This window comes from Salmonella sp. NW884 (assembly GCF_051700745.1).
Classification (GTDB): domain Bacteria; phylum Pseudomonadota; class Gammaproteobacteria; order Enterobacterales; family Enterobacteriaceae; genus Salmonella; species Salmonella enterica.
In genome coordinates, this window is the sequence record NZ_JAMMDE010000003.1 from 280,248 (window position 1) to 299,418 (window position 19,171).

Consider the following 19,171-nt stretch of genomic DNA (forward strand, 5'->3'; position numbering starts at 1 on the left):
GCCGGGAAAGGGGAAGATCATTCTCCCGGCATTTTATGTGTTATTTAAGCTTACTTTGCGCCCAGATAATGCCGCTGGCGTATTCGCCCGGCAGGAGCGGAGAGAGCGCTTCCAGGGTGGCGCTAAGACGTGACGTATCGCTGTCGGTCAGATTCAGATGGCCGACTTTTCGCCCCGGACGTACCGCTTTATCATACCAGTGCAGATGTACCAGCGGCAGCTTCAGCCAGTCGTAATTCAGCTCGCTGCCGATCAGATTGATCATCACCGACGGGGCGTTAATCACCGGCGCGGGCAACGGCAGGCCGGTAATCGCGCGCAAATGCAATTCAAACTGACTGATGCTGGCGCCATTTTGCGTCCAGTGTCCGCTGTTATGCACGCGCGGCGCCAGTTCATTGATTAACAGGCCTTCCGGCGTGATAAAACATTCCATCGCCATTACGCCGACGTAGTTCAACGCCTGCATAATTGCTGACAGCATCGATTCCGCCTGCTCCTGCTGTTCGGCGTTCGCCTGTGGGAACGCGACGCTGGTCCGCAAGATGCCGTCCTGATGCAAATTGTGCGTTAGCGGGTAAAACACGGTACTGCCGTCATGAGCGCGCGCGCCGACTAACGACACTTCGCCGGAAAAATGGATGCCGCGCTCAACAATACATTCGCCATAGCAGTCATCCGGCAGTTGCCCGATTTCGTCCGCGCGTAGACGCCACTGCCCGCGACCGTCGTAGCCGCCAACGCGACGCTTAATAATCGCCAGTTCGCCCAGGCGGTCAAAGATGCCGGACCACTCGTCGGCGCTGGTCAGCAGTTGCCACGGCGCGGTCGCGAGTCCCAGTTTATCGAAAAGCTGTTTTTGTGTCAGACGGTCGGCGATGATCGGAAATACATCGCGATTGACGAAGGCCGGGTGGCGCGCCAGCTCGCGGGTAAGCGCGGTTTCCGGCCAGCGCTCAATCTCTGCGGTAATGACGCTCTGCTGTACCGGAACGGCGGTAGGCTCTGCATCCAGGCCAACCGGCCAGACGGCGATACCCAGCGGTTCGCCCGCCTGGCGCAGCATTCGGCCCAGTTGTCCGTTGCCGAGAACGCAAACTTGCTTCATAGCGTCCCCCGCGGATCGGGATTTTCCAGAACCTCATCGGTTTGCGCTTTGCGCCAGTCGGCAATGCGCTGATGCAGTTCCGCGTCGTGTTGCGCCAGAATCTGCGCGGCGAGCAGGGCGGCGTTCGCGGCACCGGCTTTGCCGATCGCCAGCGTACCCACCGGAATGCCGCGCGGCATCTGCACGATGGAGTAAAGGCTATCCACGCCGCTTAGCGCAGCGCTTTGTACCGGCACGCCGAGTACCGGGACCAGCGTTTTTGCCGCAATCATTCCTGGCAGGTGCGCCGCGCCGCCCGCGCCGGCAATAATCACTTGATATCCGTTCTCTTCCGCCGTTTCGGCGAAGCTGAACAGTTTATCGGGGGTGCGATGGGCGGAAACCACTTCTACATGGTGCGGGACATCCAGAATTTCAAAAATTTCGGCGGCGAATTGCATGGTAGCCCAGTCGCTTTTGGACCCCATCACGATGGCGACACGCGCCAGATTATTGCGGGAAGACATGCGTCTTAAAACTCCTGTGGTGCGGGACACGCTGCTTTTGAGGTGTCAGAGAATAGCATGATAATCAGGCAAGGAAAACGGTTGCGTGTGCGCCGTAACGGACGATTCGACGAACATTTACAGGGGGAAGGCGATTAACTCCACGTTGTCCGGCGTGACTTTTACCATTGAACCTTCATGATGCCATGCGCCTAACACCACGCGGAACGCGGGCTGGCCGTTGGCGGAAAGTTCATGCACCGCCGGGCGGTGGGTGTGACCGTGAATCAGCCACTGTACGCGGTGTTTTTCCATTTCGGCGACGACGGTCTGCGCATTGACGTCCATAATATCCAGCGATTTGCTGCTGTTGGCGGCTTTACTGCCGGCGCGCATTCTGGCGGCGATACGGCGGCGGATAAACAGCGGCAGGGTAAGGAACAGCCGTTGAACCCACGGATTATGGACTTTGGCGCGAAACGCCTGATATCCGGCATCATCGGTACAGAGCGTATCGCCGTGCATAATCAACACATTGCGGCCATACAGGTCGAGCACTTTTTCCTGCGGCAGTAGCGTCATGCCGCTTTCGCGGGCAAAGCGTTTGCCAATCAGGAAGTCGCGATTACCATGAATAAAGAAGCAGGGGACGCCGGAATCAACCAGCGATTTAATGGCAACGGCCATTTCACGATGTAGCGGGTTGGGGTCGTCGTCGCCAATCCAGGCCTCGAAGAGATCGCCAAGAATATACAGCGCGTCGGCCTGGCGGGCTTCTACGGCTAAAAAACGCAGAAAACCGGCGACGATCGCCGGTTCTTCCGTTTGCAGATGCAAGTCTGCAATAAACAGTGTCGCCACGATTACTCGCTGACGGTCACGTTTTCAATGATGACGTCTTCTTTTGGTACGTCCTGGTGCATACCGCTACGGCCAGTGGCGACGCCTTTGATTTTATCTACCACGTCCATACCTTCTACAACTTCCGCAAAGACGCAGTAGCCCCAGCCCTGCAGACTTTCGCCGGAGAAGTTCAGGAAGTCGTTGTCTGCCACGTTGATGAAGAATTGCGCGGTAGCCGAATGTGGTGCCTGAGTACGCGCCATCGCCAGCGTACCACGGGTATTTTTCAGACCATTGTTGGCTTCGTTTTTGATCGCCTCTTTGGTGGCTTTCTGTTTCATGCCCGGCTCAAAGCCGCCGCCCTGAATCATAAAACCGTTAATCACACGGTGGAAAATGGTGTTGTTGTAAAAACCTTCGCGGCAGTAGTCCAGGAAGTTTTTAACTGTTTCAGGCGCTTTATCATCAAAGGTTTTGATTACGATATCGCCGTGATTAGTGTGGAAAGTAACCATTTTTGCATCCTGTTCCAAGAGAGTGGTGCTTTAGCCCGCAATGGGGCACATATAGGGGCTTGTTATAGCATAACCGTAAGCTGCGATCACCTTGCAAAGTGTGCTGCTTCGATTACGAATAATATGTATCATACGGAGATTATTACCCACACACGTCTATACGGAATCTTCGATGTTAAAAATTTTTAATACACTGACGCGCCAAAAAGAGGAATTCAAACCCATTCATGCCGGGGAAGTCGGCATGTACGTGTGTGGTATCACCGTTTACGATCTCTGCCACATTGGCCACGGACGCACGTTTGTCGCTTTTGACGTTGTCGCGCGCTATTTGCGTTTTCTCGGTTATAAGCTGAAGTATGTGCGTAACATTACCGATATCGACGATAAAATTATTAAACGCGCCAATGAAAACGGCGAAAGTTTTGTCGCGCTGGTCGACAGAATGATTGCGGAAATGCATCAGGACTTCGACGCGCTGAATATTCTGCGTCCGGACAGCGAGCCGCGTGCGACGCACCATATTCAGGAAATTATCGAACTCACCCGCACCTTAATCGAGAAAGGGCACGCCTATGTGGCGGATAACGGCGATGTGATGTTTGATGTACCGACCGATCCGACTTATGGGCAGCTTTCCCGTCAGGATCTTGAGCAGCTTCAGGCGGGCGCGCGCGTGGATGTCGTTGACGTGAAGCGTAACCCGATGGACTTCGTGCTGTGGAAAATGTCGAAAGAGGGCGAGCCGAGCTGGCCGTCGCCGTGGGGCGAAGGGCGTCCGGGCTGGCACATTGAATGTTCGGCGATGAACTGCAAGCAGTTGGGCAACCATTTTGATATTCACGGCGGCGGTTCCGATCTGATGTTCCCGCACCATGAAAACGAGATTGCCCAGTCTACCTGCGCGCATGACGGCGAATACGTCAACTACTGGATGCACTCCGGTATGGTGATGGTGGATCGCGAGAAGATGTCCAAATCGCTGGGCAACTTCTTTACCGTGCGCGACGTGCTGAAATACTACGATGCGGAAACCGTGCGCTACTTCCTGATGTCCGGGCATTACCGTAGCCAACTGAACTACAGCGAAGAGAACCTCAAGCAGGCGCGCGCCTCGCTGGAGCGGTTATACACTGCATTGCGTGGAACGGATAAATCAGCGGCCCCGGCGGGCGGCGAAGCGTTTGAAGCGCGTTTCGTGGAGGCGATGAATGACGATTTCAATACGCCGGAAGCCTACTCCGTCCTGTTTGACATGGCGCGTGAAGTCAACCGTCTGAAGGGCGAAGATATGACCGCCGCGAATGCGATGGCGTCTCATCTGCGGAAGATTTCCGGCGTGCTGGGACTGCTGGAGCAGGAGCCGGATGTTTTCCTGCAAAGCGGCGCGCAGGCGGATGACGGTGAAGTTGCGGAAATTGAAGCCTTGATTCAACAGCGTCTGGATGCCCGTAAAGCGAAAGACTGGGCGGCGGCGGACGCGGCGCGCGATCGTCTCACTGAAATGGGTATTATTCTGGAAGATGGCCCGCAGGGCACCACCTGGCGGCGTAAGTAATTGCCGTATTGCCGGATAAGACGCAGGGCGTCTTATCCGGCCTACCTGAGATGAAATCTACAGGTCGGGTAAGCGTAGCGCCGTCCGACATTAGCGAGCCCGCTTTTCGTCCCCTATACGCCATCTGTGCCAGCCCAATATCCCCATTAGCACGCCTCCCGGTAGCCACACCCATAGCAGCTCCGAAATAATCACCTGATGCCCATACGGCGTGGCGTAGCTTGAAAGCGCGAACGGCGCGACTTTAATCACCTGCCAGGGCGCAAAAAAACGTTCATCTGACCACGGCCACAGCCATCCGACGCCTTTACCACCCGTGGTTATCGAATCCAGCAGGCTGTGCGACAACAATGAAACGGTTAAAAATAGCCAGCAGCGCACCTGCCCAGCTCGAAACCATCGTCGTCCCGCGAGTACGCACAACAGGGGGAGGACGAATGCGAAAAGTAAAGAGTGGGTAAATCCGCGATGGCCGAACACGTTGCCGTAGGCGACGCCAAATTTAAAGGCCAGCACGTCGGCATCGGGGAGCATCGCCAGCAAAACACCGGCAAACAGCAGGCGAGGAGGGATAACTTTCAGGCCTAAGCCTGCGCCAAGACACAGAGGAACGGCGGCGTGGGTGATAACGGTAGGCATAGCGATGGTTCACAGGGAAATAGCCATGCTAGCAGTTGGAACGCAGAGGATTAAGTGGATGATTATCTGAAAAGACAGCGTAATCAGGCCGGATAAGACGCTTTGCGTCGCTATCCGGCACTCTGTATCAGGCCACGACGTTCACACTTTGGCCTTCGAAGCTAACGGTTTGCCCGGCGACAATTTTGCAGCGTTTACGCGTTTCAACCGCGCCATCAACCTTCACCAACCCGTCGGCAATGGCGATTTTCGCCTGCGCGCCGCTTTCGCTCCAGCCTTCCAGCTTGAGCAGATCGCACAGCTCGACGTGCGGGTGCTTGCCTAAAGAGAATGTCGCCATGTTATTTTCCTTGTGGATCGTGATATTCAATGCACGCCTGCAGCGTGTTTTCGATAAGCGTGGCGACCGTCATCGGGCCGACGCCGCCCGGTACTGGCGTGATGTATGACGCGCGCGCCGCGGCTTCGTCAAACACGACGTCGCCAACGACCTTGCCATTTTCCAGACGGTTAATACCGACATCAATCACAATTGCGCCTTCTTTAATCCATTCGCCGGGAATAAAGCCCGGTTTACCTACGGCGACAATGAGCAAATCAGCATGCTCGACATGGTGACGCAGATCTTTGGTAAAGCGGTGCGTAACGGTAGTCGTACAGCCAGCCAGCAGCAGCTCCATGCTCATTGGGCGTCCAACGATATTGGACGCGCCAATGACCACCGCATTCAAGCCGTAGGTATCAATATTGTAACGCTCAAGCAGGGTCACTATACCGCGGGGCGTACAGGGACGCAGGCGCGGCGCACGCTGGCACAGACGACCGACATTATAAGGATGAAAACCGTCTACGTCTTTATCCGGCGCGATACGCTCCAGCACTTTAACGTTGTCGATGCCTGCCGGTAAAGGCAACTGCACCAGAATACCGTCGATCGTGTTATCTGCATTCAGAGTATCGATAAGCGCCAGCAGTTCGGCTTCGCTGGTGGTTTCTGGCAGGTCATAGGAGCGGGAGACGAATCCCACTTCGTCGCACGCTTTACGTTTGCTTGCGACATAAATCTGTGAGGCCGGATTGCTGCCGACCAACACCACAGCCAGGCCGGGAGCGCGAAGACCCGCTGCGACGCGTGCCTGAACTTTTTGAGCAACCTCAGATCGCACCTGCTGCGCAATCGTTTTACCGTCAATAATCTTTGCTGCCATCAGAGAGAAGATTCCATCTGTTACTTCAAGTCAAAGGGGATAACGCTATTTTGTCAGAAGCGGGCCTCGCTGTCAGTTAACGTTTGTGTTTCCGATGCAAACGCGACGTCTCCCCCGTTCGTTGCCGATGCTGAGACGTGACTCGTAAGCGCGCCATGATTAACCAAAAAGAAACAATTCATCACCCTGGCTATGGTTACCGTAATCCCTCGCCGTTAATAGCATCGGGCGGCATAATGCGACATTTTATACAAAATAAGATTAGACCCTTCTTATATCCCAATAAGAATTAGCTTAGGTCATTAAAAGAGTTTGCGGCTATTTTTTATTTAGCGAAATGTTTAATTTATTACCGTGACGAAATGTCATATTCGCAAAGATTAATTACTGCGTCTGATACTCAGGGGAGAAACAGAAAACTAATTAATCTGCGATATCTATCTTTACAGGATGCAGAGATAACTTTTCTGACATGCTATGTCGATAATAATTCAAACGGAGCCGACAGGATGCCGAAACCGGGTGTGTGTAATTCAAGGGAAATCCATGAAATATAAATTAATGACCTCTACTATTGCGAGTCTGATGTTTGTCGCTGGCGCAGCGGTTGCGGCTGATCCTACTCCGGTGAGCGTGAGTGGCGGTACTATTCATTTCGAAGGTAAACTGGTTAATGCAGCCTGTGCCGTTAGCACTAAATCCGCCGATCAAACGGTGACGCTGGGTCAATACCGTACCGCCAGCTTTACGGCGATTGGTGATACGACCGCGCAGGTGCCTTTCTCCATCGTCCTGAATGACTGCGATCCAAAAGTGGCGGCCACCGCTGCCGTGGCTTTCTCTGGTCAGGCAGATAACACCAACACTAATTTGCTGGCGGTCTCCTCTGCGGACAATAGCACTACCGCAACCGGCGTCGGGATTGAGATTCTTGATAACACCTCCTCACCGTTGAAGCCGGACGGCGCGACCTTCTCGGCGAAGCAGGCGCTGGTTGAAGGCACCAATACGCTGCGTTTTACCGCACGCTATAAGGCAACCGCCGCCGCCGCGACGCCAGGCCAGGCTAATGCCGACGCCACCTTTATCATGAAATACGAATAATCCCGTCAGGGAACGCCAGGGAAGGGAGGCGCCTCAACGGAAGAGGCTATCGGGGATAAAAGAGAACATAGCAGATGATAAGGAAAGGCGCGGCGCTAGTGGGGCTTACTTTGATGTCGCCCGTTATTGCGAAGCCGGTAATGGTGGAGAGCGGGCGTATTCACCTGCGCGGACAACTGGTCAATGGCGGCTGCGCTGTCGCCACAGAAAGCCAGGATTTGCGCGTACTGATGGGACAGTACCGCACGAATGCGTTTACCGGTCCTGGCAGCTTCGCTCCCGTCAGCGTTCCATTTTCGTTACGGTTAATCTCCTGTAGCGCGGAGGTCTGGCGTCATGTCGGCATTGCGTTTGCCGGCGTTACGCCTGCGGAAGATCCCCATGTTTTTCTGGCCAGCGGCGAAGGTATCGGTAATGCCGGAATCGGCCTGGCGTTATTTGATGACCAGCAGCGGCAAATCATACCTAACACATTACCGCTTCATTACGCGCCCATTTTAACGTCAGAAATGACTTTGCATTTTACCGCCCGCTATCGGGCAATTTCAGAAAATATGACGCCGGGACGAATTCATTCAGAAGTGTGGTTTACGCTGGTTTACCCATGAATTTTCTTGCCGACGTGACTCAATGCAAAAGGTATTTTTTACCATGCTGAATAGTATAAAAGTAGGCTTTATTGTTCTTCTCACGTTATTTACTTCGCTGAACGTACAGGCGGCGGGGGGGATTGCATTAGGCGCCACGCGAGTTATTTATCCCTCGGCGGCGAAGCAGACTTCTCTGGCAATCAGTAATAGCGATACTCAAGAACGTTACCTCGTCAATTCATGGATCGAAAATAACGCCGAGCAGAAAGAAAAAACGTTTATCGTTACGCCGCCTTTATTCGTCAGCGAACCCAAAAGCGAAAACACGCTGCGTATTATCTACGCCGGGCAACCGCTACCCGGGGATCGGGAGTCGTTATTCTGGATGAACGTGAAAGCCATCCCGTCGGTCGATAAAAGTCATATTGAAGGAAAAAACGTTCTGCAACTGGCGATTCTGTCGCGCATCAAACTGTTCGTGCGTCCGGCGAATTTGCCGCAGACGCCGGAAGACGCGCCGACCTTGCTGAAATTTTCCCGTGTCGGCAACCATCTCAAGATAACCAACCCATCTGCTTATTACCTCACGCTGGTCAATATCAGCGTGGGCGCGAAAAAGATTGATAACGTGATGATCGCGCCAAAAAGCGACATGCAAATTCCCTTACCGACTGGCGCGCAGGGCAGCGTGACATTTCAGACCGTCAATGATTACGGCGCATTGACGTCGGCGACAACGGCCAGTCTCGGTTAAGCAGAGAGCGTGAAGCCACACGAGAACACGATGAAGAAGACAACCTGGTTTGTAGGGCGATTTCCCGGCTATGTATCACCGTTAAGCGGCGTGGCGCTGTCGGTGCTGGCGGCGCTGTGTCCGCTGACGAGCCGCGGCGAAAGTTATTTCAACCCTGCGTTTTTGTCGGCGGATACCGCGTCCGTGGCGGATTTATCTCGCTTTGAAAAAGGTAATCATCAGCCTCCCGGTATTTACCGGGTGGATATCTGGCGTAACGACGAATTCGTAGCGACGCAGGATATTCGTTTTGAGGCGGGCGCCGTGGGCGCCGGCGATAAATCCGGCGGCCTGATGCCTTGTTTTACACCGGAGTGGATTAAACGGCTGGGCGTGAATACCGCGGTGTTCCCTGTCTCAGATAAAGGCGTCGATACCACGTGTATTCACCTTCCTGAGAAAATCCCGGGCGCGGAGGTCGCGTTTGATTTCGCGTCGATGCGCTTAAACATTAGCTTGCCGCAGGCGTCATTGCTCAACAGCGCGCGTGGCTATATCCCGCCGGAAGAGTGGGATGAAGGGATACCTGCCGCACTCATTAATTACAGTTTTACCGGTAGCCGCGGAACAGACAGCGATAGCTATTTTTTGAGTCTGTCGAGCGGCTTGAACTATGGCCCCTGGCGGCTGCGTAATAACGGAGCCTGGAACTATTCGAAAGGGGACGGCTATCATTCGCAACGCTGGAACAACATTGGCACCTGGGTACAGCGCGCCATCATTCCGCTAAAAAGCGAACTGGTCATGGGGGACAGCAATACCGGGAACGATGTTTTCGACAGCGTCGGCTTTCGCGGAGCGCGGCTGTACTCTTCTGACAATATGTATCCCGATAGCCTGCAGGGCTACGCCCCCACGGTCAGAGGGATCGCCCGGACGGCGGCAAAGCTGACGATACGACAGAACGGGTATGTTATCTACCAAAGCTATGTGTCGCCGGGCGCGTTTGCGATTACCGATCTTAATCCTACCTCTTCCAGCGGCGACCTTGAGGTGACGGTAGATGAAAAAGACGGTAGCCAACAACGTTACACGGTGCCTTACTCTACCGTTCCGCTATTGCAGCGTGAGGGCAGGGTGAAGTATGACCTGGTGGCCGGGGATTTTCGCAGCGGCAATAGTCAGCAGTCTTCGCCATTCTTTTTCCAGGGAACGGTGATTGCCGGCCTGCCTGCGGGGCTGACGGCTTACGGCGGTACGCAACTTGCCGATCGTTACCGTGCTGTGGTGGTCGGGGCGGGGCGAAATTTGGGCGACTGGGGTGCCGTGTCGGTCGATGTCACACATGCGCGTAGCCAACTGGCAGATGACAGCATCCATCAGGGGCAATCGTTGCGTTTTCTGTACGCCAAATCGCTGAATAATTACGGGACTAATTTTCAATTGCTGGGTTACCGCTATTCCACGCGCGGATTTTACACCCTGGATGATGTGGCATACCGCAGTATGGAAGGGTACGACTACGAATACGATAGCGACGGACGCCGCCATAAAGTGCCGGTGGCGCAGAGCTACCACAATCTCCGCTACAGCAAAAAAGGCCGCTTTCAGGTCAATATTTCGCAAAACCTGGGAGATTACGGGTCACTGTATCTTTCCGGCAGTCAACAAAATTACTGGAATACGGCGGATACCAATACCTGGTATCAACTGGGATACGCCAGTGGATGGCAAGGCATAAGTTATTCGCTGTCATGGTCGTGGAGCGAGTCGGTGGGGATCTCAGGCGCCGATCGCATTCTGGCATTCAATATGTCCGTTCCGTTTAGCGTTCTGACCGGACGGCGTTATGCGCGCGACACTATTCTTGATCGTACTTATGCCACGTTTAACGCCAACCGCAACCGCGACGGCGACAATAGCTGGCAGAGCGGCGTGGGCGGCACGCTTCTGGAAGGACGTAATCTGAGCTACAGCGTGACGCAGGGGCGTAGCAGTACCAATGGTTATAGCGGCAGCGCCAGCGCTAGCTGGCAGGCGGCGTATGGCACGCTGGGCGTGGGATATAACTACGATCGCGATCAGCATGACTATAACTGGCAACTTTCCGGCGGCGTGGTCGGTCATGCGGATGGTATTACGTTTAGCCAACCGTTGGGCGATACCAATGTCTTGATTAAAGCGCCGGGAGCGAAAGGCGTGCGCATCGAAAACCAGACCGGCGTGAAAACGGACTGGCGGGGCTATGCGGTAATGCCCTACGCCACGGTATATCGCTATAACCGCGTCGCATTAGATACCAACACGATGGACAACCATACCGATGTCGAAAATAACGTCAGCAGCGTGGTGCCGACTGAAGGCGCGCTGGTGCGGGCCGCTTTTGATACGCGGATAGGCGTAAGGGCAATCATTACCGCGAGGCTTGGCGGACGTCCGTTACCGTTTGGCGCGATAGTACGAGAAACCGCCAGCGGCATTACCAGTATGGTCGGCGATGACGGACAAATTTATCTGAGCGGCTTGCCGCTAAAAGGTGAACTGTTCATCCAGTGGGGAGAGGGGAAAAACGCGCGTTGTATCGCCCCTTACGCCCTAGCGGAGGATAGCCTGAAGCAGGCGATTACGATAGCCAGCGCAACCTGTATCCGTCCGGCGTCATAAAAGGAAAAATAGAGATGAAAATATACTCAGCGCTATTGCTGGCGGGGACCGCACTCTTTTTCACCCATCCCGCGCTGGCGACGGTTTGCCGCAATTCAAACGGGACGGCGACCGATATCTTTTACGACCTGTCAGATGTTTTCACCAGCGGCAATAATCAGCCGGGACAGGTGGTGACGCTGCCGGAAAAATCAGGTTGGGTCGGCGTAAACGCGACGTGCCCGGCGGGGACAACGGTGAATTATACCTACCGAAGCTATGTATCAGAATTACCGGTACAAAGCACCGAAGGAAATTTTAAATACCTCAAGCTGAATGACTACCTTCTGGGCGCGATGAGCATCACCGATAGTGTCGCTGGCGTATTTTATCCGCCCCGTAACTATATTCTCATGGGCGTCGACTATAACGTGTCGCAGCAAAAGCCGTTTGGCGTGCAGGACTCAAAGCTGGTTTTTAAATTAAAAGTGATACGGCCTTTTATTAATATGGTGACGATCCCCCGCCAGACAATGTTTACCGTCTATGTGACGACCTCTACCGGCGACGCGTTGAGCACGCCGGTATATACCATTAGCTACAGCGGCAAAGTGGAAGTACCGCAAAACTGTGAAGTGAATGCCGGACAGGTCGTGGAGTTTGATTTCGGCGATATCGGCGCGTCGTTATTTAGTCAGGCGGGAGCGGGTAATCGTCCGCAAGGCGTCACGCCGCAAACGAAAACCATTGCTATCAAATGTACTAACGTCGCGGCGCAGGCCTATTTATCGATGCGGCTTGAAGCCGAAAAGGCCTCAGGGCAGGCGATGGTGTCCGATAATCCGGATTTAGGTTTTGTAGTTGCTAATAGCAACGGTACGCCGCTCACACCCAATAATTTGTCGAGTAAAATTCCGTTTCATCTTGATGATAACGCCGCCGCTCGCGTAGGTATTCGCGCCTGGCCGATCAGCGTGACGGGGAATAAACCGGCGGAAGGGCCGTTTACTGCGCGCGGCTATCTACGAGTCGATTATGATTAAGGAGGTATAATGATCCTTCGGCGCGTTTTCATCACTATTGGTTGTGTTTTGTTCAGCCCGCTGAGTCAGGCCAACTCATCTCTGGGCGAAGTGAATATTGAACTGCGCGGTAACGTGGTGGATTTTACCTGCGCCGTGGTGGCGGGCGACAGTAACAAATCGGTTAACCTCGGCACCTGGCCGACAAAACAACTTCACGCCGCCGGTGACGCCACGCAACCGGTAGCCTTTAGCCTAAAACTTGAAGGCTGCCCGCCGGGGTCGGCGTCTATAACGTTTTCCGGGACGCCAGCGCCCGGCACGGCATTACTGGCGCTTGCTGATACGGCAATGGCGCAAAAACTGGCGATTGAAATTCGCGATGGCGATCAACGTCGATTGCCGCTTGAACAGGCCAGCAAGGCCGTCGATATTGACAACAACGGCAATGCTACCCTGAAATTCTATGCGAACTATATCGCCTTAGCCGATGGCGTGCAGCCCGGACTTGCTAACGCGGATGCGACCTTCCTGATCAATTACAATTAGTGTCCGTTATTGTGGCTCCCGAACGATAATTCGTCGGGAGTACATTTACAATAATTCGTGTGATTTGGCGTAATCTATAAGCTCAACGATAGAGTGAAGGCCAAGTTTAGAAAATATATTGGCCTTATGCGCGCTGATAGTCTTGTTACTCAATAAAAGTTGCTCGGCAATTTCTTTGTTAGACATTCCATTGGCCAGATAGCGCAGCACGGTAACTTCGCGGTTAGATAGTGGCATATCATGGTGCCCGCCTTTGGGGGGACGGGTATTACTGATAAAGTTAAGCGTCTCAGATGGAAAAAAAGAATAGCCGGATAAAATCATTTTTACCGCATTATAAATATCATTGAGGTCTTTGCGTTTACTTACAAATCCGTTTGCGCCCGCTCTTATTGCTCTTCCGGCATAAAAAGCCTCTGATTTCGACGATAAAAAAAGTATCCGGGTATGTTCCTGGATAGATTTGATTCGTTTAAGTAAGGTAAAGCCGTCGGTGCCCGGTAATTCAATATCCAGAATGACAAGATCAACAGGATAAGTGCGCAGATACTCTATCGCTGTTCGGCTATCATCCGTTTTCAGGACAACCTGAATATTGCTATTTTTACCGAGTAAAACTTCGATCGACATTCTTACAATAGGGTGTTCGTCCATAATGATAACAGATGCAGGTTTCATTGTTGTATGCCTCAGACTGTTATGCGTCCTTCGTTTTAGAATAAGCGTCAGACACCTTAAAGATTGTGAAATAGCCAGATCTACACACCACACGGTGGAGCAATAATAAAGAATGAGACCTCCCTGTTGACTGGCTATTTTGCGTAAGAGTAATAAATATGTGGAATATCCATTTCGCACCAACAAAAAAGAAATTTCTGATTAAGTAAAGACAATATGGATTATACCTGGTCTGATTTCTCGGAAAAGTCTTGCGAAATGCGAATTATGGATAGCGGGTAGGATGTTCTGTGGCGTTATAGAAAATTTGTTCGTGGTGGAGCTATTTTCTTTAGAGTTGACATTAAGTGGTTTAAACTGTTGTTTTTAAGTATAAAAATAATATGAAAGACTAATTGTTTAGTATTTGTTATGTAATAACAGAAAGATGTTGACGCTGGAGACCGCAAAAAACAAGGAGGAACAGGGGACGATGTAAGAAAAAATTTTTTGTCGCTTACCAGGACGAGTTGTAAATATTAATTTTATGTGAAATATTTACATTTAATGGCAGTGAAAATAAGTAATTTCTTAAAAAATCTTATTCACCAAAATGTTACTTCGTTAAAAAATGTCGTGGAAAGTAACGTTTAGCTGCTGGATCAGCCGAAGAAAGCTTTGCCTGTGGGGAAGGTGAAGGAGGGTGATAAGTTGTTTAAGCCGGTAAACCACACGATGATAAGGTACGCTTTGCTGACGTGCTATTTCTTTTAAAGAGGCGCCTTGCGCTAAAGTTTCAATCATCAACCAGTCAGTACGGCTAAAGCTTTCCGATAAGCGAGGTTCGGCGGCTGATAACAAGGCTTCGCGTACTGAGGCCAGATTTTGTCGTCGCGACAGAACAAAAAAACGCCCAGCCATACGGATAAACTGAGCTATAGCGGGGGTTTTATCTGATACCAGCAGGTAAATCTGGATATCGCTTTGTTGCCAACTGAGCGCGCGTAGCTGGTTAAGCGCCTCAATACAGGAGACAGGTAGCATCTCCATATCTACAATCAGTTGTCTGAGCGACCCCTTTTCAATCCACAAAGAAATGTCATCTAATGAGCGGAATGCTGCGGTGCGTTTTCCGGAAAATAAGTAGTGACTGAGCGAATAGCCGAGGTAGTTATCGGTTGTAACTATTGCCTGAGAAATGATACCAACCGGCAAGGCATAATTGAGCTGTTGGTTCAGTAACTCAAGGCGATCAAATATCTGCGGCGTTGGAGAGTGATAACGGCAGGCGCAGTCTTTGGCATTTCTTAAACGGCGGTGTCTTTCCCTGCGTGGTACGCTGCGCATCCTGCTTTTTCCATTGCTCTAATATATATCTGGTAATATGGCTGGCCATAAATAACCTTGTCCCATCGTTGCACCAGCGTAAAAAGCAATGCTTCGTTGCTCTGATGTTTCAATGCCTTCCATCAGCATTAACTGCTGAAAAAAAACTTCGCTATCATGTTCTGACGGAAGTTGCGTCAGGACCTCATAGCTGATTAATTGCGCAGTTGAGAGATTAACGATTGGCTCAGATTTTAACAATCCGCTGTTAAGATATGAATGGCGTGTTGGCGAAGACGCCCGGTGTGGGGGATTTATCCTTTCCTTTAATAAAGTACCCTGTGCCACCAGACACTCCTCCAGGCATTTATGATGCAGCCATATATTTTCGGCTCCTGAATCTATCAGGATATTATGGGCATCATTGTGGCAGCGTTAAAAAAATGCCTGTAGGTATCGTTACTTAATTATTGGTGAGATATTTCGTAAGCCTTGTAAAAAGTTAAGCGAGTTTACTTACTGAGTAAGAAATGAAGGTTAACTCTAATATACTTTAAAAACTGCTGCTCCGTTTTAACATGTAATTTTCGCATAATGCTCCGGCGGAGTGACTTTGTCTGCTCTTCAGAAAGTGAAAGTAAAGCGGCCGTTTCGCTTAAATGATAACCGCTGGCGATCAGTTTTAATAAGTGACGTTCTGTTACTGAAAAATGGCGAGTCGTGCAGTAGTGGCAGACGCCGGAAGGGACGCTATGTCGAAGCGCTCGCTTATGTAAGATCAATATCATTTTCCGGGTAATTTCTTCAACATCATCTTCCCGATAAATATGCGGCAGCATATACAGACATGGTCTGAACATGAGCTTTTCTTTATCGCATTTATTACAAATAATTACCCGTAGCTGATGTTGGGTATGCATAGGTATCTGGTAACAGCCTGCGCTGAACCAATCATCATCCAGGGCCAGGAAAGCGATATCGGCATTATCTATCTCTTCTGGCGGCAGAAAGTCAATTTCCTGCTGCCATTGATTCGCCAGACGCGTCATGATGATTTTCAACCCATGCTCAAAGTGACTGTTTTGTTCCTTAATAGCGATACGCAGCATAAAAAATATCCTACACGGCAGGTGAATCATGGTGAAATATTAAAGAAACTTATTGATTTTCTAAATACTGGCGGCCTTAATTCCCACTTTATGCGTGCTGAGATGTGTCCAGGCGATTTCCTGGAACCTGGCATAGCGCCAGAAAAGACGATATTCGTACACTTAGTCAGCAACCAGAACAAAAGCCATTGACTCAGGAGTGCCTGACCGTATAATTCTCGCGTTTCGTCTACACGAAGTCTTCACTTCACAAGGCGCCCTTAGCTCAGTTGGATAGAGCAACGGCCTTCTAAGCCGTGGGTCGCAGGTTCGAATCCTGCAGGGCGCACCATTATATATCAACTGGTTACGCCTCTTTAATTCCCTCCTTATTTTCCATATGGGACATATTTGTGACATCATCACTGAAAATCGAGTCAATTTGCTTCGCGTGTTCCGTTAAATGATTCGGCGCAAGGTGAGCATATCGGCGCACCATATCGATGCTCTCCCATCCTCCCATTTCCTGCAGAACAGAAAGCGGCACTCCGGACTGAATTAGCCAACTGGCCCACGTGTGCCTCAGATCGTGGAAACGGAAATCCTCAATTCCAGCCCGGCGGCAAGCTGCATTCCATGCTCGCTGGTCATCGACGCGCATCTTTCTGATAGTCGGAGTCTTTGAGCCATCGGGCCGGATGCCTTCTTTCGTATGCACGAACACCCATTTATGATGCTTACCAATCTGGTCACGCAATACCTTACAGGCAGTGTCATTTAGCGCTACGCCAATAGCGCGGTTTGACTTGCTGTCTTCAGGGTTCACCCAGGCAACACGACGTTGCATGTCAATCTGTTGCCATTCCATATTGATGATGTTAGACCGCCTAAGTCCTGTTGCCAGCGCAAATTTAACAACAGATTTCAACGGTTCAGGGCATTCATCAATCAGGCGTTTTGCCTCTTCTTTCTCCAGCCATCTGACGCGTTTGTTTCTGACGGCTGGAACCTTGATTACAGGCGCTTTCTCCAGCCATTTCCAGTCACGTTCTGCTGCACGCAGAATAGCCTTCATTAATGCCAGGTGTTTGGCCTTAGTGGAGGTTGTGACCGGTTTAGCTGAATAGATTGGTGCAGGTTCTCCATTCTTCTGCGCCGCGGCAGCTTTGATTTTCCATATCTCAAGCTGTTTGCGGTTGCTCATCTTGTTTACTGCTAAGTAAATCTTTTGCTCGGTTACATCCTTTAACCGTACTCCCTCAAAATGCGCCAGCCAGAAAGCCATACGGCTACGGTCATCTTTCAGTGATTTCTTCTCCGCTTTTTCCTCAAGCCAGCGCATGCAGGCATCATCAAACGTTACATCAGGGAAATCACCAAGCCTGTCTACTCGCCACAATTCAGCTTTGCGCTTGTCATGTAGCTCAGTAGCGAGCCGCTTGTCGGAAGTCCCAAGGCTTTCCTTAATTCGCTTCCCGCCCGGTGTCGAGTAGGACGCGTACCATATTTCACCTCTGCGGAAGATAGACATTTTCTTTCCTCTTTTATGTCATCACCCGCGCTCACCTTAACAGTATGCAGCGGAGATTGAAGCGCCGCAATGCAGGCTTGTCGTGTGGTGAGGTAAGGAGATTTCGGTTTGGTGGGGTCTTTGCGTGTTGCCTGAAGGCGGCCTGTGCGAATCCAGTTTGTGGCGGTAGGTCTGGATATTTTGAGAAATGCACAGGCCTCATCGAGTGTGAGGCTGTGTGATTCCATGGTTACTCCTGCTCAGAAAGAAGCTCATTTATCCATTTATATGTTTTTGGTGCTCGCTTATCTGGCCTCTTAAGCTCAAGCTTAAGCAGAGCAATAAGTGAATCCCACTCACGTAAAATCGGAGAAAACCGCTTTACCTTTTTCGCTATGAGCGGAAAGCTATCTTTAATTTCAGGTATTTCATCTACGAGCATCATGCATCTTCGCAAATCGGCAGGGTCTCTTGGTGCGTCAAACCGTCCGTGGTAGAAGTTCTTTTCCAGCCCAAGAGCAATAGAAGCCATAGTTGCACTACTTATGCCAACATGGCCATTCGATTGCCATTTCAAAACCTTCATAGCTAAATCTGACATTTATCATCTCCATAAAACAAAACTCGCCGTAGCGAGTTAAGATAAAAGAAATCCCCGCGAGTGCGAGGATTGTTATTCATTGCCGATATTCACCTTTATCGCGAACACCTTTACCGGTTTATCGCCGAAGTGGGGATGTGTGATTGTCTTGATTTCATATCCGTCATACGTAATATCAATTCTGCGGCTGGAATCGTCGCGCTTCGGATATCCCTTCGTGATAATCAGGCGGTCATACTCCCGGAACATAATTCGCTTATTCCAGTAGTCATTACACAAGCGATACTCTTCCGTTTTCTCTCCGCGAATCATGGCGTCGAAGTATTCACCTTTGACGGCAAGTTGCAGGTTAGCCACGGTTAACCTCCTGCTGCGGTGCTGCTGGCATTTCACGCCAGTGCGTAACTGAGTACGGATCCGGATATTCGGTGCCATCATTCCAGCGATTGCCATTCCACATTGCAGACCACATCTCACCGTCTTCATACATGACAATTACCGGAATTAACTTATCCGGCATTCGCTCACTACAGCTTATCCAACCATCCGGAGTTACCGGAGAATTGCCACCCTGAACAGTAGGCATATCCGGACCTTTGCGAATCGCCCTGGCAAGATCGATTGGGTCGTCGTACAACCAGTCACCTGTTTGCGGATGATTGGCTTCTGCCAATTGTGCAGCCCACTCCAGGCCGTCTTTGTGTCCTTGCAGATAGTCCAGCGGTAACTCATCACTATTACTTACAGGTTCGGCCTGAAGCATGGCGGCGCGATAGGCGTTCCAGCCGACAGCTTTTCCGTGTTCAAACGCGCTGTCAAAGTCATCATCAATTTCCATCGCAGCGGGCACAGATACCGGCGCTGGCGGGGAGGCGAGCATGGACATCAACGCGCATATGGTGTCCTCGCTGATTTCAAACATACCACTGGTGTTCTGCGTCGATGCTTTCATCTCTTCGATAATGCGCTCTTTCGTAAATTCAGCCATATCC

22 protein-coding genes, 1 tRNA gene and 1 pseudogene are annotated in these 19,171 nt (G+C 51.3%); 8 read left to right on the forward strand and 16 right to left on the reverse strand.

Annotation, left to right across the window (positions count from 1 at the left end):
* Positions 1–40 precede the first annotated feature (40 nt).
* The 4 genes from purK to ppiB all read right to left on the reverse strand — a co-directional run bounded on the left by purK (position 41) and on the right by ppiB (position 2,951).
* Positions 41–1,108 (reverse strand): 5-(carboxyamino)imidazole ribonucleotide synthase, encoded by a 1,068-nt coding sequence (gene purK, locus NA197_RS09295; RefSeq protein ID WP_001577736.1) that lies wholly within the window; start codon positions 1,106–1,108, stop codon positions 41–43.
* Positions 1,105–1,614 carry a 5-(carboxyamino)imidazole ribonucleotide mutase gene (gene purE / locus NA197_RS09300; protein ID WP_064043171.1) on the reverse strand — a complete coding sequence of 170 codons (510 nt, stop codon included), beginning with the start codon at positions 1,612–1,614 and terminating at the stop codon, positions 1,105–1,107. The genes purK and purE overlap by 4 nt, the downstream gene beginning before the upstream one ends.
* A 117-nt stretch (positions 1,615–1,731) precedes the next feature.
* A complete protein-coding gene (lpxH, locus tag NA197_RS09305; RefSeq protein WP_050068235.1) occupies positions 1,732–2,454 on the reverse strand; it encodes a UDP-2,3-diacylglucosamine diphosphatase in 723 nt (240 codons plus the stop codon).
* A gap of 2 nt (positions 2,455–2,456) precedes the next feature.
* A complete protein-coding gene (gene ppiB / locus NA197_RS09310; RefSeq protein ID WP_000255991.1) occupies positions 2,457–2,951 on the reverse strand; it encodes a peptidylprolyl isomerase B in 495 nt (164 codons plus the stop codon).
* A gap of 172 nt (positions 2,952–3,123) precedes the next feature.
* On the opposite strand from ppiB, the gene cysS reads away from it, so the two are divergent.
* Positions 3,124–4,509 (forward strand): cysteine--tRNA ligase, encoded by a 1,386-nt coding sequence (gene cysS, locus NA197_RS09315; RefSeq protein ID WP_000912377.1) that lies wholly within the window; start codon positions 3,124–3,126, stop codon positions 4,507–4,509.
* A 90-nt stretch (positions 4,510–4,599) separates the two neighbouring features.
* Here cysS and NA197_RS09320 read toward each other — a convergent pair whose 3' ends face one another.
* From NA197_RS09320 to folD, 3 genes are all read right to left on the reverse strand, one after another.
* Positions 4,600–5,148 carry a metal-dependent hydrolase gene (locus NA197_RS09320; RefSeq protein ID WP_064000534.1) on the reverse strand — a complete coding sequence of 183 codons (549 nt, stop codon included), beginning with the start codon at positions 5,146–5,148 and terminating at the stop codon, positions 4,600–4,602.
* Between the two features lie 127 nt (positions 5,149–5,275).
* Positions 5,276–5,488: a ribosome-associated protein YbcJ gene (ybcJ, locus tag NA197_RS09325; protein WP_000190278.1), complete on the reverse strand. Its 213-nt coding sequence runs from the start codon at positions 5,486–5,488 to the stop codon at positions 5,276–5,278.
* A 1-nt stretch (position 5,489) separates the two neighbouring features.
* Positions 5,490–6,356 (reverse strand): bifunctional methylenetetrahydrofolate dehydrogenase/methenyltetrahydrofolate cyclohydrolase FolD, encoded by an 867-nt coding sequence (gene folD, locus NA197_RS09330; RefSeq protein ID WP_000729165.1) that lies wholly within the window; start codon positions 6,354–6,356, stop codon positions 5,490–5,492.
* 546 nt (positions 6,357–6,902) lie between these two features.
* Between folD and fimA the strand changes: the two genes are divergently transcribed.
* The 6 genes from fimA to sfmF all read left to right on the forward strand — a co-directional run bounded on the left by fimA (position 6,903) and on the right by sfmF (position 12,997).
* Positions 6,903–7,460 carry a type 1 fimbrial protein subunit FimA gene (gene fimA / locus NA197_RS09335; RefSeq protein ID WP_064043172.1) on the forward strand — a complete coding sequence of 186 codons (558 nt, stop codon included), beginning with the start codon at positions 6,903–6,905 and terminating at the stop codon, positions 7,458–7,460.
* A 74-nt stretch (positions 7,461–7,534) separates the two neighbouring features.
* Positions 7,535–8,068 (forward strand): type 1 fimbrial protein subunit FimI, encoded by a 534-nt coding sequence (fimI, locus tag NA197_RS09340; RefSeq protein WP_023227361.1) that lies wholly within the window; start codon positions 7,535–7,537, stop codon positions 8,066–8,068.
* A gap of 43 nt (positions 8,069–8,111) precedes the next feature.
* Entirely contained in the window at positions 8,112–8,804 is a 693-nt protein-coding gene (fimC, locus tag NA197_RS09345; RefSeq protein WP_023227362.1) for a type 1 fimbria chaperone FimC, read from the forward strand.
* 30 nt (positions 8,805–8,834) lie between these two features.
* On the forward strand, positions 8,835–11,447 hold the full coding sequence (locus NA197_RS09350) for a fimbrial biogenesis usher protein (protein WP_064043173.1): 2,613 nt from the start codon (positions 8,835–8,837) through the stop codon (positions 11,445–11,447).
* A gap of 14 nt (positions 11,448–11,461) precedes the next feature.
* Positions 11,462–12,469, forward strand: a complete 1,008-nt coding sequence (gene fimH / locus NA197_RS09355) for a type 1 fimbria D-mannose specific adhesin FimH (protein ID WP_023234227.1) — start codon at positions 11,462–11,464, stop codon at positions 12,467–12,469.
* A gap of 9 nt (positions 12,470–12,478) precedes the next feature.
* Positions 12,479–12,997, forward strand: coding sequence for a fimbria assembly protein (gene sfmF, locus NA197_RS09360; RefSeq protein ID WP_000603410.1), 519 nt, complete (start codon positions 12,479–12,481; stop codon positions 12,995–12,997).
* 45 nt (positions 12,998–13,042) lie between these two features.
* On the opposite strand, the gene fimZ is transcribed toward sfmF, so the two are convergent.
* The 4 genes from fimZ to fimW all read right to left on the reverse strand — a co-directional run bounded on the left by fimZ (position 13,043) and on the right by fimW (position 16,089).
* Entirely contained in the window at positions 13,043–13,675 is a 633-nt protein-coding gene (gene fimZ / locus NA197_RS09365) for a fimbria biosynthesis transcriptional regulator FimZ (protein WP_000801272.1), read from the reverse strand.
* Positions 13,676–14,278: 603 nt separating this feature from the next.
* Positions 14,279–15,001, reverse strand: coding sequence for a fimbria biosynthesis regulator FimY (gene fimY, locus NA197_RS09370; protein WP_064000537.1), 723 nt, complete (start codon positions 14,999–15,001; stop codon positions 14,279–14,281).
* Between the two features lie 18 nt (positions 15,002–15,019).
* The gene (locus NA197_RS09375; protein WP_031622541.1) at positions 15,020–15,331 is read right to left on the reverse strand and encodes a diguanylate cyclase; all 312 of its coding nucleotides are present in this window, start codon (positions 15,329–15,331) and stop codon (positions 15,020–15,022) included.
* Positions 15,332–15,492: 161 nt separating this feature from the next.
* Entirely contained in the window at positions 15,493–16,089 is a 597-nt protein-coding gene (gene fimW / locus NA197_RS09380; RefSeq protein ID WP_064043174.1) for a fimbria biosynthesis transcriptional regulator FimW, read from the reverse strand.
* 254 nt (positions 16,090–16,343) lie between these two features.
* Between fimW and NA197_RS09385 the strand changes: the two genes are divergently transcribed.
* Positions 16,344–16,420: transfer RNA gene (locus NA197_RS09385), tRNA-Arg, on the forward strand.
* Positions 16,421–16,435: 15 nt separating this feature from the next.
* Here the strand turns inward: NA197_RS09385 and NA197_RS09390 are convergent.
* The 5 genes and pseudogenes from NA197_RS09390 to NA197_RS09410 form a co-directional block, all read right to left on the reverse strand.
* Positions 16,436–17,599: an integrase gene (locus tag NA197_RS09390; protein ID WP_057518244.1), complete on the reverse strand. Its 1,164-nt coding sequence runs from the start codon at positions 17,597–17,599 to the stop codon at positions 16,436–16,438.
* 131 nt (positions 17,600–17,730) lie between these two features.
* Positions 17,731–17,826 (reverse strand): annotated as a pseudogene (locus NA197_RS09395) (helix-turn-helix domain-containing protein); the annotation flags it as partial.
* Positions 17,827–17,828: 2 nt separating this feature from the next.
* Positions 17,829–18,179, reverse strand: a complete 351-nt coding sequence (locus NA197_RS09400; RefSeq protein WP_064043175.1) for a hypothetical protein — start codon at positions 18,177–18,179, stop codon at positions 17,829–17,831.
* A 72-nt stretch (positions 18,180–18,251) separates the two neighbouring features.
* Entirely contained in the window at positions 18,252–18,536 is a 285-nt protein-coding gene (locus NA197_RS09405) for an ASCH domain-containing protein (protein WP_023230809.1), read from the reverse strand.
* Complete coding sequence (locus tag NA197_RS09410) at positions 18,529–19,167, reverse strand: DUF551 domain-containing protein (RefSeq protein WP_226996208.1); 639 nt, start codon at positions 19,165–19,167, stop codon at positions 18,529–18,531. Before NA197_RS09410 ends, NA197_RS09405 begins: the two co-directional genes overlap by 8 nt.
* Positions 19,168–19,171: the final 4 nt, after the last annotated feature.

What these genes read in the sequence shown, in the direction of transcription:
- NA197_RS09320 (WP_064000534.1), bottom strand. Translation starts at nt 5,148, where the DNA reads ATGCCTACCGTTATCACCCACGCCGCCGTTCCTCTGTGTCTTGGCGCA.
- fimH (WP_023234227.1), top strand. Translation starts at nt 11,462, where the DNA reads ATGAAAATATACTCAGCGCTATTGCTGGCGGGGACCGCACTCTTTTTC.
- fimA (WP_064043172.1), top strand. Translation starts at nt 6,903, where the DNA reads ATGAAATATAAATTAATGACCTCTACTATTGCGAGTCTGATGTTTGTC.
- purE (WP_064043171.1), bottom strand. Translation starts at nt 1,614, where the DNA reads ATGTCTTCCCGCAATAATCTGGCGCGTGTCGCCATCGTGATGGGGTCC.
- fimC (WP_023227362.1), top strand. Translation starts at nt 8,112, where the DNA reads ATGCTGAATAGTATAAAAGTAGGCTTTATTGTTCTTCTCACGTTATTT.
- ppiB (WP_000255991.1), bottom strand. Translation starts at nt 2,951, where the DNA reads ATGGTTACTTTCCACACTAATCACGGCGATATCGTAATCAAAACCTTT.
- NA197_RS09410 (WP_226996208.1), bottom strand. Translation starts at nt 19,167, where the DNA reads ATGGCTGAATTTACGAAAGAGCGCATTATCGAAGAGATGAAAGCATCG.
- cysS (WP_000912377.1), top strand. Translation starts at nt 3,124, where the DNA reads ATGTTAAAAATTTTTAATACACTGACGCGCCAAAAAGAGGAATTCAAA.
- fimI (WP_023227361.1), top strand. Translation starts at nt 7,535, where the DNA reads ATGATAAGGAAAGGCGCGGCGCTAGTGGGGCTTACTTTGATGTCGCCC.
- purK (WP_001577736.1), bottom strand. Translation starts at nt 1,108, where the DNA reads ATGAAGCAAGTTTGCGTTCTCGGCAACGGACAACTGGGCCGAATGCTG.
- NA197_RS09390 (WP_057518244.1), bottom strand. Translation starts at nt 17,599, where the DNA reads ATGTCTATCTTCCGCAGAGGTGAAATATGGTACGCGTCCTACTCGACA.
- NA197_RS09350 (WP_064043173.1), top strand. Translation starts at nt 8,835, where the DNA reads ATGAAGAAGACAACCTGGTTTGTAGGGCGATTTCCCGGCTATGTATCA.
- sfmF (WP_000603410.1), top strand. Translation starts at nt 12,479, where the DNA reads ATGATCCTTCGGCGCGTTTTCATCACTATTGGTTGTGTTTTGTTCAGC.
- fimW (WP_064043174.1), bottom strand. Translation starts at nt 16,089, where the DNA reads ATGCTGCGTATCGCTATTAAGGAACAAAACAGTCACTTTGAGCATGGG.
- NA197_RS09400 (WP_064043175.1), bottom strand. Translation starts at nt 18,179, where the DNA reads ATGTCAGATTTAGCTATGAAGGTTTTGAAATGGCAATCGAATGGCCAT.
- fimZ (WP_000801272.1), bottom strand. Translation starts at nt 13,675, where the DNA reads ATGAAACCTGCATCTGTTATCATTATGGACGAACACCCTATTGTAAGA.
- fimY (WP_064000537.1), bottom strand. Translation starts at nt 15,001, where the DNA reads ATGCGCAGCGTACCACGCAGGGAAAGACACCGCCGTTTAAGAAATGCC.
- ybcJ (WP_000190278.1), bottom strand. Translation starts at nt 5,488, where the DNA reads ATGGCGACATTCTCTTTAGGCAAGCACCCGCACGTCGAGCTGTGCGAT.
- folD (WP_000729165.1), bottom strand. Translation starts at nt 6,356, where the DNA reads ATGGCAGCAAAGATTATTGACGGTAAAACGATTGCGCAGCAGGTGCGA.